14 protein-coding genes and 1 tRNA gene are annotated in these 17,409 nt (G+C 64.2%); 7 read left to right on the top strand and 8 right to left on the bottom strand.

The features are described 5' to 3' along the window. Positions 1 to 26: 26 nt before the first annotated feature. Positions 27 to 215, bottom strand: a complete 189-nt coding sequence (locus BMG00_RS15890; protein WP_206198354.1) for a hypothetical protein — start codon at positions 213 to 215, stop codon at positions 27 to 29. Between the two features lie 310 nt (positions 216 to 525). On the opposite strand from BMG00_RS15890, the gene BMG00_RS15885 reads away from it, so the two are divergent. After that, positions 526 to 1,830: a UDP-glucose dehydrogenase family protein gene (locus tag BMG00_RS15885; RefSeq protein WP_078575016.1), complete on the top strand. Its 1,305-nt coding sequence runs from the start codon at positions 526 to 528 to the stop codon at positions 1,828 to 1,830. Between the two features lie 112 nt (positions 1,831 to 1,942). Here BMG00_RS15885 and BMG00_RS15880 read toward each other — a convergent pair whose 3' ends face one another. Continuing rightward, the gene (locus tag BMG00_RS15880; protein WP_078575015.1) at positions 1,943 to 3,133 is read right to left on the bottom strand and encodes a BaiN/RdsA family NAD(P)/FAD-dependent oxidoreductase; all 1,191 of its coding nucleotides are present in this window, start codon (positions 3,131 to 3,133) and stop codon (positions 1,943 to 1,945) included. Between the two features lie 100 nt (positions 3,134 to 3,233). On the opposite strand from BMG00_RS15880, the gene BMG00_RS15875 reads away from it, so the two are divergent. Further along, a tRNA-Gln gene (locus BMG00_RS15875) sits at positions 3,234 to 3,308 on the top strand. Positions 3,309 to 3,522: 214 nt separating this feature from the next. Here BMG00_RS15875 and BMG00_RS15870 read toward each other — a convergent pair. The 3 genes from BMG00_RS15870 to secG form a co-directional block, all read right to left on the bottom strand. Beyond that, positions 3,523 to 3,720 (bottom strand): hypothetical protein, encoded by a 198-nt coding sequence (locus tag BMG00_RS15870; RefSeq protein ID WP_078575014.1) that lies wholly within the window; start codon positions 3,718 to 3,720, stop codon positions 3,523 to 3,525. 503 nt (positions 3,721 to 4,223) lie between these two features. After that, entirely contained in the window at positions 4,224 to 5,867 is a 1,644-nt protein-coding gene (locus BMG00_RS15865) for a CTP synthase (protein ID WP_078575013.1), read from the bottom strand. A gap of 169 nt (positions 5,868 to 6,036) precedes the next feature. Then, positions 6,037 to 6,495, bottom strand: coding sequence for a preprotein translocase subunit SecG (secG, locus tag BMG00_RS15860; protein ID WP_078530763.1), 459 nt, complete (start codon positions 6,493 to 6,495; stop codon positions 6,037 to 6,039). A gap of 295 nt (positions 6,496 to 6,790) precedes the next feature. On the opposite strand from secG, the gene BMG00_RS15855 reads away from it, so the two are divergent. Together BMG00_RS15855 and BMG00_RS15850 are read left to right on the top strand one after the other, a co-directional pair. Further along, positions 6,791 to 8,086 (top strand): adenylosuccinate synthase, encoded by a 1,296-nt coding sequence (locus tag BMG00_RS15855; RefSeq protein WP_078530762.1) that lies wholly within the window; start codon positions 6,791 to 6,793, stop codon positions 8,084 to 8,086. 4 nt (positions 8,087 to 8,090) lie between these two features. Then, the gene (locus BMG00_RS15850) at positions 8,091 to 8,327 is read left to right on the top strand and encodes a DUF2842 domain-containing protein (RefSeq protein ID WP_078575012.1); all 237 of its coding nucleotides are present in this window, start codon (positions 8,091 to 8,093) and stop codon (positions 8,325 to 8,327) included. 171 nt (positions 8,328 to 8,498) lie between these two features. Here the strand turns inward: BMG00_RS15850 and BMG00_RS15845 are convergent, their stop codons facing one another. After that, the gene (locus BMG00_RS15845) at positions 8,499 to 11,372 is read right to left on the bottom strand and encodes a hypothetical protein (protein WP_078575011.1); all 2,874 of its coding nucleotides are present in this window, start codon (positions 11,370 to 11,372) and stop codon (positions 8,499 to 8,501) included. A 141-nt stretch (positions 11,373 to 11,513) separates the two neighbouring features. Here BMG00_RS15845 and BMG00_RS15840 point away from each other — a divergent pair, with 141 nt between their 5' ends. After that, entirely contained in the window at positions 11,514 to 12,167 is a 654-nt protein-coding gene (locus BMG00_RS15840; RefSeq protein WP_078530776.1) for a thiamine diphosphokinase, read from the top strand. A 9-nt stretch (positions 12,168 to 12,176) separates the two neighbouring features. On the opposite strand, the gene BMG00_RS15835 is transcribed toward BMG00_RS15840, so the two are convergent. Continuing rightward, a complete protein-coding gene (locus BMG00_RS15835; protein WP_078575010.1) occupies positions 12,177 to 13,127 on the bottom strand; it encodes a LysR family transcriptional regulator in 951 nt (316 codons plus the stop codon). A gap of 146 nt (positions 13,128 to 13,273) precedes the next feature. Between BMG00_RS15835 and BMG00_RS15830 the strand changes: the two genes are divergently transcribed. Next, the gene (locus tag BMG00_RS15830; protein WP_078575009.1) at positions 13,274 to 14,632 is read left to right on the top strand and encodes an aminotransferase; all 1,359 of its coding nucleotides are present in this window, start codon (positions 13,274 to 13,276) and stop codon (positions 14,630 to 14,632) included. Between the two features lie 25 nt (positions 14,633 to 14,657). After that, a complete protein-coding gene (locus BMG00_RS15825) occupies positions 14,658 to 15,557 on the top strand; it encodes an HNH endonuclease (RefSeq protein ID WP_078530757.1) in 900 nt (299 codons plus the stop codon). Positions 15,558 to 15,608: 51 nt separating this feature from the next. Here the strand turns inward: BMG00_RS15825 and BMG00_RS15820 are convergent, their stop codons facing one another. Then, positions 15,609 to 16,982 carry a DEAD/DEAH box helicase gene (locus BMG00_RS15820; RefSeq protein WP_078575008.1) on the bottom strand — a complete coding sequence of 458 codons (1,374 nt, stop codon included), beginning with the start codon at positions 16,980 to 16,982 and terminating at the stop codon, positions 15,609 to 15,611. Positions 16,983 to 17,409 lie beyond the last annotated feature (427 nt).

The following is a 17,409-nucleotide window of genomic DNA, read 5'->3' as shown; positions in this document are numbered from 1 at the left end:
CCTTCCAAAATCGGTGTTAGCCGAAATTAGTTGTTCGACGCAGCGACAGCCACGGCAACCAGCAGCAGGATCGGAACAACGATCGCCGGGTTCGAGGACGACGACTGCTGAACCACAACGGGCTCGGGCTCAACGACCGGAGCGGTGTAGCCGCCGGCGAAAGCGGTCGAGCCGGTGAGGCCGAGGGCGAGAGCGATGGTAGCGATCTTTTTCATAGTAATCTCCGTCATTACCGTAAGGAGCCACCCATAACTGGCAGCTTCCGGGCGAGATTTACACAGCTAATCTTGATTGCAAAGGGGGAAATTCGTGACCTCATCACGTGGCATTAAAGACTGTTGCAGTTTGGCACTTTTCTTGCATGAAATGGCCAGAATTTCGCCGCAACCAACCCGGGGCGGCGTTTCGCCTCTCGTTTTATCGTCCGGATTCTGAGAAGAAACACGAGGGGTTGCCCGATCCGGTCCAAGGACGGCGCGGAGCGGGAATCACGAAAGACAAGGCAGCCACAAGGGGCGTCACACTATGAAAATCGCAATGATCGGCACGGGCTATGTCGGGCTCGTCTCCGGGGTATGTTTCTCGGATTTCGGCCATGAGGTGGTCTGCGTCGACAAGAACCCCGAGAAGATCGAGATGCTGCTCAAAGGCGAGGTCCCGATTTACGAGCCGGGGCTCGATGCGCTGCTGGCCAAGAATGTCGAGGCGGGCCGTCTGAGCTTTTCCACCGATCTCAAATCCGCCGTTGCGGGCGCCGATGCGGTCTTCATCGCGGTGGGCACGCCCACGCGGCGCGGCGACGGTCATGCCGATCTGACTTACGTGATGGCGGCCGCCGAGGAGATCGCGAACGCGCTGACCGGCTATGCGGTGATCGTGACCAAGTCGACCGTTCCGGTGGGCACCAACCGCCAGGTCAAGCAAACCATCCGCAAGGCCAATCCGAATGCCGAGTTCGACGTGGCCTCGAACCCCGAATTCCTGCGCGAAGGCGCCGCGATCGACGATTTCATGCGTCCTGACCGCGTGGTCGTCGGCACCACCTCGGAGAAGGCCGAAGCGGTGATGGGCGAGATCTACCGCCCGCTCTTCCTGCGCGAATTCCCGATCCTCTACACGGATCTGGAGACCGCGGAGATGATCAAATACGCTGCCAACGCCTTCCTCGCGACGAAGATCACCTTCATCAACGAGATCGCGCGGCTGTGCGAAAAGACCGGCGCCGATATCAAGCAGGTCTCGCGCGGGATGGGGCTCGACGGGCGGATCGGCAACAAGTTCCTGCATGCGGGTCCGGGCTATGGCGGCTCGTGCTTCCCGAAGGACACCGCGGCGCTGGCGCGGATCGGTCAGGACTATTCCTGCCCGATGGAGATCGTCGAGACCGTCATCAAGGTCAATGACGACATCAAGCGCCGGATGATCGAGAAGGTCGTCGATCTTTGCGGCGGATCGGTGAACGGCAAGACGATCGCGGTCTTCGGAGTGACCTTCAAACCCAACACCGATGACATGCGCGAAGCCCCTGCCCTGACCATCGTGCCCGCGCTGGTGGGCGGTGGTGCCAAGGTGCGCGTGGTCGACCCGCAGGGCCAGCGCGAGGGCGAGGCCCTGCTGCCGGGCGTGCAATGGGTCGATGACGCCTACAAGGCCGCCGCCAAGGCCGATTGCGTGGTGATACTGACCGAGTGGAACGAGTTCCGCGCCCTCGATCTCAAGAAGCTCGCGAAGAAGATGGAGACCCCGCGCATGGCCGACCTGCGCAACATCTATTCCGATAAGGACGCCAAGCAGGCCGGGTTCGAGGCCTATGTGGGCGTCGGGCGGTAAGACCCGATACCGCGCAAGGGGGAAACGGAATTGGGGGGCGCTGCCCCCCCTCTTCGGCTTTCGCCGAATTCACCCCCCGAGATATTTTCATCAAGAAGAAGAGGCGCGCCTTTCAGACCGCCTGCCCTGCCGCCCAACCCGAGGCCCAGGCCCACTGGAAATTATAGCCGCCGAGCCAACCCGTCACATCGACCACCTCTCCGATGAAATAGAGCCCCGGCACGCGGCGGGCCTCCATCGTCTTTGCGTCGAGTTCATCCGTCGCGACACCACCCAGCGTGACCTCGGCCGTGCGGTAGCCCTCCGAGCCCACCGGGCGCACCTGCCAGCGATGCATCTGCTCCGCCAGACGCGCCAGTGCCTTGTTGGATTGATCCGCCAGCCGGCCCGTCAGCCCCGCCTCGGCCACGACGAATTGCGCGAGTTTCTCGGGAACATGGCGCGCAAGCGCGTTATGGAGCGCCTGCCTGCCTGCCTCGGCGCGCTGCGCGGCCAGGAGCGCCGCAATATCTCCCTCCGGCATGAGGTCGATCGTGATTGCATCGCCTTCGCGCCAGTAGCTCGAGATCTGCAGGATCGCCGGGCCAGAGAGGCCGCGATGGGTGAAGAGCAAATCCTCGTCGAAGCGGGTCTTGCCGTGGCTCACGCGGGCGGCGCGGGCGAGCCCGGCCAACGGCGCGGTGCGCGCAAGATCCTGCTCTGCGAAGGTCAGCGGCACCAGCGCGGGACGTGTCTCGACGATCTCGATATCGAAGCTTTTGGCGATTTCGTACCCAAGCCCGGTGGCGCCCATTTTCGGGATCGATTTGCCGCCGGTCGCCACGACCACCGCCTCTGCCGCGATGGGGCCCGCCGACGTCTCGACGACGAATCTCTCACCGACGCGTCGCAGGCTCTCGATCGATGTCTCGAGCTGGAGGCGCCCCCCTGATGCACGCAGATCCTCGACCAGCATCTGCACGATCTGCGTGGCCTTGCCGTCGCAGAAGAGCTGGCCCAGATGTTTCTCGTGCCAGGCGATGCCCGCGCCCTCGACCCGCGCGATGAAATCGGCGGGCGTGTAGCGAGACAGTGCGGAGAGTGCGAAGCGGGGATTGCGGGACAGGAACCGCTCGGACGCATTCTGGCGCGTCAGAAGCCGGTTGGTGAAATTACACCGCCCCCCGCCCGAAATCCGGATCTTTTCGCCGGGGTTGCGCGCATGATCGAGCACCGTGACCGAACGCCCGCGGCGCCCTGCCTCGATCCCCGCCATCAGCCCCGCCGCGCCCGCACCGAGGATCACCACATCACTTCGTTCCATGCCCCGCCTCCTGCCCGAGAGCCGATCTGCACGCAATCGAAATTTCTTCCGATTTTCCTCTTGAAGCCCCGCCCGAGCTTGGCTAAACACCGCTCCACGTTGGGGCGTAGCCAAGTGGTAAGGCACCGGTTTTTGGTACCGCGCACCGTAGGTTCGAATCCTACCGCCCCAGCCATCTCTCCTTTTGCAGAGCATAGCTTCCGTGCAACGCGCTGACTTTAAAGCGTTTTGGGCGCGCAGTCTGAATTTGCGACGTTTGCTCGAAGCCAACGGTTGAAAGCCTTGGCGCGTTGCCTGTCGAGGGGCACCCCTCTCAGGCCGATGCCGCAAGACAAGGCGTCCCCCGAAGCGCATCGGCTCGGGGCGGGATTGTCCGGGCAGTCAGCCGATCAGAACGTGTGGGACAGGCCGAGACTGACGACGGGCTGAAGATTCGTGTCGAACTTTTGGGGCGCGTTCGGGTTCGGGGTGGCGCTCCAGTCCCCATCCCGTTGCTTGGCGGATTCGAAGCGGCCTAGGCTCACCAGACCGACATTGCCCAGCACCTTGATGTGCTCGCTCAGCTTGTAGCCGAGACCGGCGCTCACCTTATGGGCAGACTACCTCTGTGCGGTGGGCCGAACTTCTGCATAGGTCCCTTCCGTGGCGCGGTGGAACTTGGTGCGCGACACGCCGACCGCCACGCCGAATTGCCGGTTCCAGTTGGGTGCGAAATCCTGCAAGTAGTTCACGCCGACAAAGAGCATATCCGACGAGAATTTGCCCGAGAAAGGCGTTGCACTTGCAAAGCTGTAGGTGCCGGAAAAATCGGTTCCCCAGTCGGTGTCGCCATAATCATATTCGCATAGCTCACCTCGACCGGAAGGTTCGGGTCGAGCTGATAGCCGACGGCGATCTCGAAATTTCTCTTTGTGCCGGTATCGAGTTCTCCCAGCGCGCCATGGGGCGCCGCGGGAGGATTGGCACGCACTTAGTTTGATATGCTGGAGATCGTTGAAGTCCTCTTTGTTTCGACCTGCCGCCAAGGACGAAAAGGAAAAGGGCGACCGCATCGCTGCGATCGCCCCTTTTGCTGCATGTCGCTGCCAGCTCAGACGAGGCGGCTTTGCTCCAGCGCGGCCTTGATGAAGCCCGCGAACAGAGGGTGCGGCGCGAAGGGTTTGGATTTCAGTTCGGGGTGGAACTGCACACCGATGAACCACGGATGTCCCTTGTGCTCGACGATCTCGGGCAGGCGGCCGTCGGGGGACATCCCCGAGAAGGTCAGGCCGCAGCTCTCCAGCGGTTCGCGATACTTGATATCGACCTCGTAGCGGTGGCGGTGGCGCTCCTCGATATCGGTCGAGCCGTAGACCTCGGCGACCTTCGAGCCCTCCTTGAGCGCGGCCGAATAGGCGCCCAGGCGCATCGTACCGCCCTTGTCGTCGGTCACCTTGCGCTCGACGCGGTGATTGCCCTGCACCCATTCCTTGAGGTGGTAGACGACGGGGGTGAAGCGTTTCTTGCCCGCCTCGTGATCGAACTCTTCCGAACCTGCATCCTTGACGCCGGCGAGGTTGCGCGCGGCCTCGATCACCGCCATCTGCATCCCGAGACAGATCCCCAGATAGGGCACGCCCTTCTCGCGCGCAAACTGCGCCGCGCGGATCTTGCCTTCGGTGCCGCGCTCGCCGAAGCCGCCGGGCACGAGGATCGCGTGATAATTCTCCAGATAGGGCGCGGGGTCTTCATGCTCGAAGATCTCGGCGTCGATCCATTCCGCCTTCACCCGGACGCGGTTCGCCATACCACCATGGGTCAGCGCCTCGGCGATCGACTTGTAGGCATCTTCAAGCTGGACATATTTGCCCACGATCGCGACGCGCACTTCGCCCTCGGCATTGTCGAGGCGGTCCATCACGTCTTCCCAGCGGCTCATGTCGGGCTTCGGCGCGGGCGAGATACCGAAGGCGTCCAGCACCGCCTGATCGAGACCGACGCGGTGATAGGCCAGCGGGGCCTCGTAGATCGACTTCAGGTCATAGGCCGGGATCACGGCATCGGGGCGCACGTTACAGAACAGCGCGATCTTGGCGCGTTCCTTGTCCGGGATCGGCTGCTCGGAGCGGCAGACCAGCACGTCGGGCTGAAGGCCGATCGAGCGCAGCTCCTTGACCGAGTGCTGCGTGGGCTTGGTCTTCAACTCGCCCGAGGCCGCCAGATAGGGCAGCAGCGTAAGGTGCATGAAGATCACCTGGCCGCGCGGACGATCCTGCGCAAATTGGCGGATCGCTTCGAAGAAAGGCAGCCCCTCGATATCGCCGACGGTGCCGCCGATCTCACACAGCATGAAATCGACCTCGTCGTCGCCGACCGAGATCCAGTCCTTGATCTCGTTGGTGACGTGCGGGATCACCTGGATCGTCTTGCCAAGGTATTCACCGCGACGCTCCTTCTCGAGCACGTTGGTGTAGATCCGCCCCGAGGAGATCGAGTCGGTCTTGCGCGCGGACACGCCGGTGAAACGTTCGTAATGACCCAGGTCGAGATCGGTCTCGGCCCCGTCATCGGTGACGAACACTTCGCCATGCTCGAACGGCGACATCGTGCCGGGATCGACATTCAGGTAAGGGTCGAGCTTGCGCAGCCTGACCGAGAAGCCGCGCGCTTGCAGCAATGCCCCCAGGGCGGCCGATGCCAAGCCCTTTCCGAGCGACGAGACGACGCCGCCGGTAATGAAGACATAACGTGCCATGAAGACCCCCGTGATCTGCGAAATTCGAAAGGTTTCCCTGACCGAGGAAGGTCAGGATCACGGGATTTAATGCTTACACGATTCGCGGCCCGCCCGCAACCGGACCGCAAGCTATTGGGTTAAGAAAGCGGAGAGCCTCAATCGCTTGTGGCTCGCCCAGTGTGCTGGATCAGTTGGACGCAGGCGGCGTTACCGGGCCGGCAGGCGTCTCGGTGGTGGTTTCGCCCGAAGTGCCGCCGGTCGAGGCCTCCGACCCGCTCGGCGCAGGCGGCATCACCACATCAAGCGCGGGCGGGGTCGCCGGGGCGTCGTTTGCGGGCGTCGCGGGCGCAGTTGCTGCCGGCGCGCTCTGCTCGGTGGTGGCGCTGTCGACGACCGACTCGTTGCGCGCCTTCTGCGCGGCCAGAACGGTCAGCGTCACCGACGTCGCGAAGAAACCGGCGGCGAGGATCCAGGTCACGCGGGTCAGCGCGTTGGCGGCCTGGCGACCGGTCATCAACCCGCCCACACCGCTCGAGCTGCTCGAAGATCCCATGCCGAGACCACCCCCTTCGGAGCGTTGCAGCAGCACCACGCCAATCAGCAGCAGTGCGAGGATCAGATGGATCGAGAGAACGACGTTTTCCATGAACGGGTCCGGGCCTTCTTTCTTGCGACGCGCCTATCTAGGCGGATGAGGCAAAAGGCGCAAGGCCGGTCTGCCCGTTTTTCGGATTTCGCGGGGTCAAATCCGCGCAGTTCCCGTTTCCGGAGCCCCCGCCCCTTCCTCTTGGTCCAAATATCCCCGCCGGAGGCTCCCGCAGGCGACACCCGCGCACCGGCCGGGCAAGACGCGCCCGACGCCTCCACAGAAATGCGGGCTTTCGCCCCGCGCGCCGAGCCGCTATACCTCGCGCGGTTTCATACCTGCCAAGGAGAGAGCAATGGCCAATGTCGTCGTCGTCGGCGCCCAATGGGGTGACGAGGGGAAAGGCAAGATCGTGGACTGGCTGTCCGAACGCGCGGACGTGATCGCGCGTTTTCAGGGTGGACATAACGCGGGCCATACGCTGGTGATCGACGGCAAGGTCTACAAGCTCAACGCGCTGCCTTCGGGCGTGGTGCGCGGCGGCAAGCTCTCGGTGATCGGCAACGGTGTCGTGCTCGACCCGTTCCACCTTCTCAAGGAGATCGAGAAGATCCGCGAACAAGGCGTCGAGATCACGCCCGAGACGCTGATGATCGCGGAGAACACGCCGCTGATCCTGCCGATTCACGGTGAGCTCGACCGCGCCCGCGAGGAAGCGGCCTCGAAGGGCACCAAGATCGGCACGACCGGCCGCGGCATCGGCCCGGCCTATGAGGACAAGGTGGGCCGCCGTTCGGTGCGCGTGGCCGATCTGGCCGACGAGGCGACGCTGATCGCACGCGTCGACCGCGCGCTCCAGCACCACGATCCGCTGCGCAAGGGTCTCGGCATCGAGCCGATCGACCGCGACGCGCTGATCGCGCAGCTCAAGGAAATCGCCCCCGAGATCCTGAAATACGCAGCTCCCGTCTGGAAAGTGCTCAACGAGAAGCGCAAGCAGGGCAAACGGATCCTTTTCGAGGGCGCGCAGGGCTCGCTTCTCGATATCGATTTCGGCACCTATCCCTTCGTCACGTCCTCGAACGTGGTCGCGGGTCAGGCGGCGGCGGGCACCGGCATGGGGCCGGGCGCGATCGATTTCGTCCTCGGCATCGTCAAAGCCTACACGACGCGCGTCGGCGAAGGCCCCTTCCCGAGCGAACTCGACGACGCCGACGGCGAGCGCCTCGGCACGCGCGGTCATGAATTCGGCACCGTCACCGGCCGCAAGCGCCGCTGCGGCTGGTTCGACGCGGCTCTGGTGCGCCAGACCTGCGCGATCTCGGGTGTGAACGGCATTGCGCTGACCAAGCTCGACGTGCTCGACGGGTTCGAGACGATCAAGATCTGCGTGGGCTACGACCTCGACGGCAAGCGTCTCGATTACCTGCCTACAGCGGCAGAAGAGCAAAGCCGCTGCGTGCCGGTCTATGAAGAGATCGAAGGCTGGAGCGAATCCACGGAGGGCGCGCGCAGCTGGGCCGATCTTCCGGCCGCGGCGATCAAATATGTGCGCCGGGTCGAAGAACTGATCGACTGCCCCGTTGCGATGCTTTCGACCTCGCCGGAGCGTGACGACACGATCCTCGTGACCGATCCCTTCGCGGACTGATCCGATGGCGCTGAGCTACAAGGCCCGCCGCCGACTGTCGGTTCTGGCCCTCGTCGTGGGCCTGCCCGCCTATATCGTCATTGCCGTCACGGTGGTGAACTGGGCGGGCGCGCGCTGGGGCCGGCTGCCGATCTGGGCCGAGTTCTGCGTCTATAACGGGCTCGGGATTTTGTGGATCCTCCCGCTCAAGCCGATCTTCACCGGGGTCGGCAAGGAAGATCCCGACGCGCCGAAAGAGTGAGGGCGGGGCTCCTGCCCTAACCTGCCTTCGGGTCGCGTCATCTCGTGACCCAGTTGGCTTGACCTCTGCCGCAACGGCTTGACCGGCGTCGGGCGCAAGCGAGCCACGCATCTCTTGAACGAAAGCGGGCGGCCCCTCGGGACCGCCCGTTTTCAATCTCATTCTCCGCGCTTACTGGTTCGACGCGATCTTCGCCTCGTCCCAGTAGCGCGATGCCGCGGTGATGGCGTATTGACCGCGCTTCACCTTGGTGATCTTGCCCTGGCGCAGCAGGCGACCGAAGACGCGCATCCGCTCTTCGCGCGGCACTTCCGCGGTTTCCTCGAAGGATGCGAGCTTGCGCATGATCTGCGGCGGCGAGAAATGCGGACGCCCCTCGACAGCAGCCGTATAGGCGGCGGCGGCCTCGAGCAGGTCCGACAGGCCCTGCGTGCCGAGGCTTTCGGCGAATTCGGTAAAGCTCGTGGCCTGCTGCGGATCCATCGGCGCGACTTCGGCCTCTTCGGCGGCGGCGATCTGCGCGGCCGAGATGCGGCGCGGGCGGATCACATGGGTCTTGCCGACGGGGGCTTCCTCTTCGCTCGGAGCTTCCGAAACGGGCTCGGAATCGATGCGCTGTTCGGAGACCAGAACGAGCGGCGCGGGGCGCATCGGCTCGGGGCGGCGCGAATGCGTCTCCCCCGAGTTCACCGGGCGGCGCGGGCGCACGGCCTGGGTGAGATCGGCGCGGTAAGGCTCGCTCGCATCGGATTCGGGCGCGCCGCCCGAGGCCGTATCCTGCCCCTTGGCCAGGCGATCTGCAACGGTCGCGGCCACGGCGGCCTTGAGATGGGCGATCGCGGAGAAACGACGACGGGTCTCGACGCCCTTGGCCTGCTTGTCAGCTTCGGCGAGAAGGCGCGACATCTCGGCCTCGCGGTCATCTTCCGAAACCGGCGGGAGCGGCAGAGGCGTGGTTTCGCGCGCGGCGATCGCGGGCTCTTGCTGTGCAGCGTCTTCCTCTGCGAGTTTTTCCGCTGCGGCCTCGATCTCTTCGGAAAGCTCTGCGGCATCTTCCTCGTGATCGAACGTAACTTCGTCTTCCTCCGGCTCGGATGCGAGCGCCTCTCCCAGGATCAGAACGTCCGGGCGCGAGGGGGTTTCGTCGGGCTCCTCCGAGAGCATTTCGGGCTCTTGCTCGGCCTCGGCATGTTCTTCTTCCGCGACGACCGGCTCTTGCGCTTCGCTCGCTTCGTCCGTGAACAGCGCCTCTTTCGGTTCGGCGATATCTTCGGCCTCGATCACATCGCCGATCCCGGCGAGCGTTTCCTCGATTTCCTCGACTTCGGCGGCGACTTCGGCGACGGGCGCCTCTTCCTCGGCGGCCTCGTCCACGATCTCGACTTCGGCCTCGATTTCGGCCTCAGCGGGCTCTTGAGCGATCGGCTCGAAGCTCAGGCCGGAAAGGTCGATCTCGGGCATGTCAGCCGCAATTTCGGCATCCTCGACGGCAGGCGCCTCGGCGGTGTCATCCTCTTCGAGCGCGGCCAGCTCGCGCATCAGATCTTCTTCGTCCTCGGGCGAGAGGCTGCCAGGCATGCCCATGACCGGCGCTTTGTCCTGCGCTTCCTCTTCGGCCCCCAACTCGGCGGCGAGACGCGCGGCGAGATCGTCCTCTTCCTCGTCCTGCTCCGCCACGACCGCTTCGGCCGTTTCCGCAACGGCGGCCTCGGTCACGGCGACCGCCTCGCGGCGACGCACCTTGATCACGCGCGCACGCAGCGGCGGGGTCTCGGCCGCGGCTTCTTCCGCAGGAGCTTCGGCGATCTCTTCTGGTTCGATCGCGATCTCATCAATCGTTGTGGAAATCTCTTCTGGTTCGATCGCGTCTTCGGAAAGCTGTTCGGGCTCCTCGGCGGCGAGGTCCTCTTCCGAAGAGGCGTCATCCACGACAGCTTCTTCGTCAACAAGCTCTTCGGAAAGCACGCTGAAGGCTTCAGCCGCCTCTTCGATCGCCGGAGCCTCTTGAGTAACCTGCGCTTCTTCGACCTCGGGCGCCTCTTCGGCCATCTCGAGCGCCGGCACGGCCTCATCCTCGGAGACTTCTTCCTCGGACAGCTCTTCGGCCATAGCCTTCAGTGCAGCAATGCGTTTCTGACGTTTGGCAGCGCGCCGGGCACGGCGAAGCGCCTGGCGCTTCTCAGCCTCGGGATCGGTGGCGTCGGCGGCTTCAGCCGTTTCTTCAACGACTTCCTCTTGGTCTTCGGCCACAGCCTCAACCGTCGTCCCGGCGGTTTCAGCTTGAGCGATCTCTTCCGCGATCACTCCTTCTTCGGCTTCAACCGAGACGGCAGGCGCTTCGATCGCCGCTTCAGCTTCGGGGGTTTCGACCGGACCGGACAGCTCTTCCGCTTCATCCGCGGCAATCTCATCGATGCTCAGCGGGCCCGAGATATCGAGCTCATAGCCGAAATCCTCGGATTCCGCAGGCGTCTGCGCGTCGAACTGCCCCAGCAGGGCCTCGGGCTCCATCACGGGTGCGGGTTCGTCTTCTTCGGCGAAGCTTTCAGTCTGGGCGGCACGGGCACGGGCCACCGCCTCGCGGATGCGTTGCAGCTTGGCGGCCACGGAATCGGAGGCGGGCTCGCCCGCAGCCGGGGCGACCTCGGGCGCGGGTTCCGGCGTGACTTCGGCGGCAACCGATTGCGGCGCGGGCTCCTCCGCGACGGGTACGGGCGCTTCGGTCACAAGAGGTTCCTCGACGGGCGCGGCAGGCGCTTCCGCAGCCTCGGCCTGAGCGCCGAGCAGCGTATCCTGGGCGCGCAGGACAACACCGTTTTCCTGGATCTTCGCCTCGACACGGCGCTGGATCTCGCGCTCGGCGATGCGGTGGAGCATCTCTGCGTCGGGCTGCGGAGGTTCGGCCCCGAAATAACGGTCGTCGGCAGCCAGATCGCGGAAATATTCCGCAATCGCCTTCATCGTGTTGAACGGCTCGTCGAACCCTTCCAGGGTGCACGAAAAGGTGCCGTAGGATACGGTCAGGATCTTGTTCGCACCAACCATGGACCACTCGCTTTCATTTGGACCTCTTTGAACGCACTTTCCGGGCCAACTGGTTCTTTCGCGTGAACGAATAATGGCAATTGAAAGGTATTTTATCGGTCTCGATTGCGTTTCTTTGCCATATTCGTCATCAATCATGGCATGTTCACCGGGATTGTCCATTCATCCACCGGGGTCACGCTCTTGGGCGCCGGGGCAATCAAGCACAGCGATGTTGACGAAGCGTTGACAATCGCGCCGTGCCTCGTCGCGGCCGATGGCGGCGGCGATCGCGCCCTTGCGATGGGGCTGGAACCCGAGGCGGTGATCGGCGATCTCGATTCGCTCTCGCAGGGCGCACGTGAGCGGCTCGGGGCGCGGGTCCATCACATCGCAGAGCAGGACAGCACCGATTTCGCCAAATCCCTTCAGCTGATCGAGGCTCCATTCGTTCTGGCGCTGGGGTTCACCGGGTTGCGGCTCGACCACACATTGGCGGCGATGACCGACCTGATCCGCAGCGCGCATCGCGTGGTGATGCTGGCCGAGGAAGAGGTGATCTTCCGTTGCCCGCCGCGGCTCTCGCTCGATCTGGCAGAGGACACGCGCGTGTCATTGTTTCCATTTGGCGAGGTAAAGGCGCGCTCCAAGGGGCTCTATTGGCCGCTCGACGGGATCGACTTCACGCCGTCGGAGCGGGTTGGAACGTCGAACCGCGCGACCGGAGCGGTCGATATCGCCCTCGAAGGCCCGGCGCTGGTCATGCTTCCGCGCGAAACGTTGGGTGCGGCGCTCACCGGTCTGGGGATCGGCTGACCGACAGGTTCAACCCGTCTCGACCCGCAGCGCCCCTTCCAGCCAGGGAGCGTCGGCCAGCGCGGGCTGCACCACCCGCGCTGCCAGCAGTTTGCGCAACCGACCCGCCACTTTCGCGGGCCAATCGCCCATCATCCCCTCGCGCGCGGCCAGCACGATGCGCCGGGTGAGCGGCGCGCCTTCGAGCGGCGAAAGCGCGAGACCTGCGCGCGGCGCGTGGCGCACCGCCGAAGGGGTCAGGATCGTCCAGCCCCGCCCCGCCGCGACCAGCGCGAGGATCGCGGGATAGCTGTCGAGTTCCAGCCGATGCCCGGGCACTCCGCCCGCGTGCAGAAGATGGGACGCGATCTGCCGCCCCATCAGCGTGCGTTGCGAATAATGGATCAAAGGCAGATCCATCCCCCCGCCCGCAGATGCGATCGCCGGGTGTACGGCAAGAAAAGGCTCGATCAGCAGGGGATGTACCTCGATCCCTTCGAGCGCCGCGCCTTGCGGCTCGGCCACCACCGCCACATCGAGCCCACGCGCCTCGAGCTTCGAGAGAAGCCGGTGGCTCGGTCCGGTTTCGAGCTCGAAGCGGCAGGCGCTGAGTTCATCGGCCATGTCCGCAAGGAGAAGCGGCGTCACCTCGGCCTCGAAATCCTCGATCATCCCCAGCCTGAGACTGCTCAGCCCCGCCGGATCGGCCTGCCCCACTTCGGCACGCCCGCGCGCAAGTTCATCAAGCATCCCCTCGGCATGGGGCAGGAAAGCCCGCCCCGCCGCGGTCAGTGCGAAAGGCCGGGCCGAGCGGTCCACCAGTTCCGCCCCCAACGCCGCCTCCAGCGTGGCAAGCTGCTGACTGACCGCCGGGGCCGACACGCCAAGACGGCGCGCGACGGCGGTAATCGCACCTTCCTCGGCCATGGCCACGAAGACCTCGACCGCCCAGAGACTGATGCGGGGATGGGCGGCGGGCATGGGGAGGCTCCGTTGAGGGATCTGTTCCGAGGCGCAGACTGCCCTGCCCCGCCTTCTCGCGCAAGCCACCCCTGCGCGTTCGCTAACCATTGACGCCGCCGATACCGTGGATAGCCTCTTGGCCAGACAAGACGAGGAGTCGCAAGATGAAAGACCAAAGCTGGCAGGCCCGCGCCGACGCGCATAGCTTCTACGGCTTCACCGATCTGCCCACGATCCACGATCGCGGCACGGTCGTGGTGACGCATGGCGAAGGCCCCTACATCTTCGACACCGAGGGCCGAAAGTATCTCGACGCGAATTCGGGGCTCTGGAACATGGTCGCGGGGTTCGATCATCCCGGTCTGATCGAGGCGGCGCAGGCGCAATATGCGCGCTTTCCCGGCTATCACGCCTTCTTCGGGCGGATGTCGGACCAGACGGTGATGCTGTCGGAAAAGCTGATCGAGGTTTCGCCCTTTGACGACGGGAAGGTGTTCTACACCAACTCGGGCTCCGAGGCGAATGACACGATGGTCAAGATGCTGTGGTTCATGCATGCCTCGGAAGGCAAGCCGCAGAAGCGCAAGATCCTGACCCGCAAGAATGCCTATCACGGGGTGACGGCGGTCTCGGCTTCGATGACCGGCAAGCCCTATAACGCGGTCTTCGGCCTGCCGCTGCCGGGCTTTTTGCACCTAACCTGCCCGCATTTCTGGCGCGAGGGTCAGCCCGGCGAGACGGAAGAGCAATTCACCCAGCGCCTCGTAAACGAGCTCGAAGCCACGATCATCAAGGAAGGCGCCGACACGATCGCGGGCTTCTTCGCGGAACCGGTGATGGGCGCGGGCGGGGTGATCACGCCGCCGAAGGGCTATTTCCAGGCGGTGTCGAAGATCCTCAAGAAATACGACATCCCGCTGATCTCGGACGAGGTGATCTGCGGCTTCGGGCGCACCGGCAACACCTGGGGCTGCGAGACCTACGAGTTCATGCCCGACGCGATCATCTCCTCGAAGAACCTCACCGCCGGGTTCTTCCCGATGGGCGCGGTGATCCTCGGGCCGGAACTGGCGGGGCGGATGCAGGCGGCCTCGGAAGTGATCGAGGAATTCCCGCATGGCTTCACCGCCTCGGGCCACCCAGTCGGCTGCGCGATCGCGCTCAAGGCCATCGACGTGGTGATGAACGAAGGGCTGGCGGATAACGTCAAACGCCTCAGCCCCCGCCTCGAGGCCGGCCTCGCCCAGATCGCGCAGAACCCCAATATCGGCGAGCTGCGCGGCGTGGGCTACATGTGGGCGCTGGAGGCGGTGAAGGACCGCGAGACCAAGACCCCGTTCGACGGCTCGCTCTCGGTCTCGGAGCGCATCGCCAATGCCTGCACCGATCAGGGGCTGATCTGCCGCCCGCTCGGGCAATCGGTGGTGCTCTGCCCGCCCTTCATCCTCACCGAGCCGCAGATGGACGAGATGTTCGAGAAGCTGGAGACGGCGCTGAAGAAGGTGTTCGCGGAGGTGGGGTGAAGGCTACCTAAAGAGAACGAGTTGCATGACAATTTCCAGCGGCCTCAACTGGAATGACACGCGCTGCATCGTTTGCATGCAAGAAGCGGATCTCTCCATCGAACATATTATTCCCCGAAGTATTGGCGGGATACTGACGTGTAGTTTTCTGTGCAAAAGCTGCAACGAGCGGTTCGGCGCCGGGTTCGAAGCCGATACTCGGATTGCCCCCGAGATACGCAAAGCTGCGGGACAGCATGGCGAAAGCATCAGCGACTTGCGCGACAGGCTCGAAGTTGGAGCGAGATACAAGCAAAGTTTCGGCGATAACGACAGAACGGCAGAGCTGCGAAAAGATCGTGTGCTTGGAGCAGCGAAATTAAAGGACAGCTCTCTCATTGTTCCTGAGAAGGAAGCTGAACAAAAAATCCGGTCCATGCTGGGGAAAAGTGGCGCCTCAGATCGCGAGATAAATAGTGCTGTGAAAAGTTGGGAAGAAGCTCCGCCAAACACGGAGGTGGATCTCGGACACGGAGTCGTCATCAAAAAATGGCAAAATCACCCGGCTCACCCAACGTACGATGAGCCAGCCCTAAGTCCACTTGTGCCGTTGAAGATTGCGTTTGAATTTGTCTCCCTCATTCTTGGCGGAGCCGTTTATCAGCGCAACCATACACTTCAAGAAGTCAGACGTATCCTGACCGATCAAGATGAAGCCAGCGCAGATGCCCTGATTGAGGTGGGATTGGCTACCGCAACCGCCCCATTTCACGGAATTGCGTTTCAAGGAAACCGACCAAATGCTCAGGTCCAAGTCCGTTTGTTTGGGACCCTCAGATTCATCGTGGAGTTTCCCAGTTTAGGCATCAAGACGGCGCCGATAACTTACACCCATGACCTTCGCACCGGGGTTGACGAAATACGCAGCAGAGCCCGCGCCAGCTGACGGCGCCTTTGTTAACAAAAGGCCGCGTCCTTCGACGCGGCCTTTCCTCATTTACGCGCTCGTAGCGCCCGCATTGCGCCGGCGCGGGCGGCGGCGCTTGGGCATGGCGTTGCCGCCCGCTTCGACCTTGGGTTTCGCCTCGCTGCGCGGTTTGGCGCGGACCTGACCTTGCGGTTGACCCTGCCCCTGCGGTTTGCCCTGAGGCTTGCCGCCGCGGCCCTTGTTGCCACCGGCGCGCGGGCCGCCGCGACCACGGCCACGGGCTGCGCGGGCGGAGGGGCGCACGGCTTCGGCCGGGCGCTCGCCGCTCGCGGTCGGGATCTCGATCTTCATCAGCTTTTCGATCTGCAGGAAGTTATCGGCCTCGTCGGGGCAGCAGAAGGCGATCGCCTCGCCCTCGCGACCGGCACGCGCGGTGCGGCCGATCCGGTGGACATAGGCGTCGGGCACGTCGGGCAGGTCGAAGTTCACCACATAGGCCACGCCCGGAATGTCGATGCCGCGCGCGGCGACATCGGTCGCGACCAGCACGTTGACCTTGCCATCGCGGAAGCCCTTGATCGCGCGGTCGCGCTGGCCCTGCGATTTGTTGCCGTGGATCGACTCGGCGTTGAACCCGTCGGCGCGCAGGCCCTTCATCAGCTTCTCGGCGCCATGCTTGGTGCGCGCGAAGACGAGCGTCAGCGCGCCCATATCGGCGGCAAGGATATCACGCAGCTTGCGGGCCTTCTCGGCCTTGCTGTCGAGGAAATGCACCGACTGGGTGATCTTGTCGGCAGCCTTGCCGGGGGGCGAGACCTGCACGCGCTTGGGATCGGTCAGGTAAGCCTGCGAGATTTCCTCCATCTGCTTGGGCATCGTGGCCGAGAAGAGCAGCGTCTGGCGCGGCGTGCCAAGGCGCGGAGCGATCTTGCGCAGCGCGTGGATGAAGCCGAGATCGAGCATCTGGTCGGCCTCGTCGAGCACCAGATGGCGGGTGTAGCGCAGGTCGACCGCACCACGGTCCATCAGGTCGATCAGGCGGCCCGGGGTCGCGACGAGGATGTCATTGCCGCGATGCATCAGGCTGATCTGACGGTTGATCGACTGGCCGCCGACGACGGTGGCCACGTTCATCTTCGTGCCCTTGACGAGGTTCGCGAGGTTCTCGGCGATCTGGTTCACCAGCTCGCGGGTCGGTGCAAGGATCAGCGCCTTGCAGGTCTTGGGCGAGGGCTTGCCCTGTTGCGCCATCAGCTTGTCGATGAGCGGCAGGCCGAAAGCCAGCGTCTTGCCGGTGCCGGTCTGGGCGAGGCCCAGCACGTCATGGCCCGCCAGAACGAGCGGGATCGCCTGCTCCTGGATCGGGGTCGGCTGGGTGAAATTGGCGCGCGAGAGCGACTTGAGGATGGCCGGGGAAAGCCCCAGCGAGGAGAAATCGGACAATGCCTATCCTTTATGACCGTGGTGCCCGACGCGGGCGACGCACGGAGATCAGCCCGGGCGGGATTGCCCGGAGCGCAGGTTGACGCAGACCTCAAAGACAGGCGGGCGGTTCCCGCGCGATCCGGTCTTGCGTGTCAGAACCCTGCGTGAATGGGAACTTAGGGAGGTATCGCCGATGCGCCTCTTCGGGGCGCGGCTAGCTCACGCGGCAGCGCGGCGATGAGCGCTAAATGCGCGTGATGAGGGGAAAAGTCAAGGGGGCGCGCGTTTTTACGAATGCGCGATACGCGACGAGGGCTGCGCCCGACCTCGGGTGGGCGCTGGCGCGAGTTGGGTGGTTTGCGCTTTATCAGGCCACATCCGACCAAGGACGGTGCGCGCATCAACGTCGCAAAAGCGCCCTCCCGGGGGGAGGTCGGGCGCTGCC

This window comes from Thioclava marina (assembly GCF_002020135.1).
In the GTDB taxonomy this organism is placed as follows: domain Bacteria; phylum Pseudomonadota; class Alphaproteobacteria; order Rhodobacterales; family Rhodobacteraceae; genus Thioclava; species Thioclava marina.
Note: the sequence above shows the minus strand (reverse complement) of the source record. Positions and strands in the feature narration are given on the sequence as shown.

Bases quoted from the DNA above. Each gene is read 5' to 3' on its own strand.
- BMG00_RS15890 (WP_206198354.1), bottom strand. From the start codon at position 215: ATGAAAAAGATCGCTACCATCGCTCTCGCCCTCGGCCTCACCGGCTCG.
- BMG00_RS15885 (WP_078575016.1), top strand. From the start codon at position 526: ATGAAAATCGCAATGATCGGCACGGGCTATGTCGGGCTCGTCTCCGGG.
- BMG00_RS15880 (WP_078575015.1), bottom strand. From the start codon at position 3,133: ATGGAACGAAGTGATGTGGTGATCCTCGGTGCGGGCGCGGCGGGGCTG.
- BMG00_RS15865 (WP_078575013.1), bottom strand. From the start codon at position 5,867: ATGGCACGTTATGTCTTCATTACCGGCGGCGTCGTCTCGTCGCTCGGA.
- secG (WP_078530763.1), bottom strand. From the start codon at position 6,495: ATGGAAAACGTCGTTCTCTCGATCCATCTGATCCTCGCACTGCTGCTG.
- BMG00_RS15855 (WP_078530762.1), top strand. From the start codon at position 6,791: ATGGCCAATGTCGTCGTCGTCGGCGCCCAATGGGGTGACGAGGGGAAA.
- BMG00_RS15850 (WP_078575012.1), top strand. From the start codon at position 8,091: ATGGCGCTGAGCTACAAGGCCCGCCGCCGACTGTCGGTTCTGGCCCTC.
- BMG00_RS15845 (WP_078575011.1), bottom strand. From the start codon at position 11,372: ATGGTTGGTGCGAACAAGATCCTGACCGTATCCTACGGCACCTTTTCG.
- BMG00_RS15840 (WP_078530776.1), top strand. From the start codon at position 11,514: ATGTTCACCGGGATTGTCCATTCATCCACCGGGGTCACGCTCTTGGGC.
- BMG00_RS15835 (WP_078575010.1), bottom strand. From the start codon at position 13,127: ATGCCCGCCGCCCATCCCCGCATCAGTCTCTGGGCGGTCGAGGTCTTC.
- BMG00_RS15830 (WP_078575009.1), top strand. From the start codon at position 13,274: ATGAAAGACCAAAGCTGGCAGGCCCGCGCCGACGCGCATAGCTTCTAC.
- BMG00_RS15825 (WP_078530757.1), top strand. From the start codon at position 14,658: ATGACAATTTCCAGCGGCCTCAACTGGAATGACACGCGCTGCATCGTT.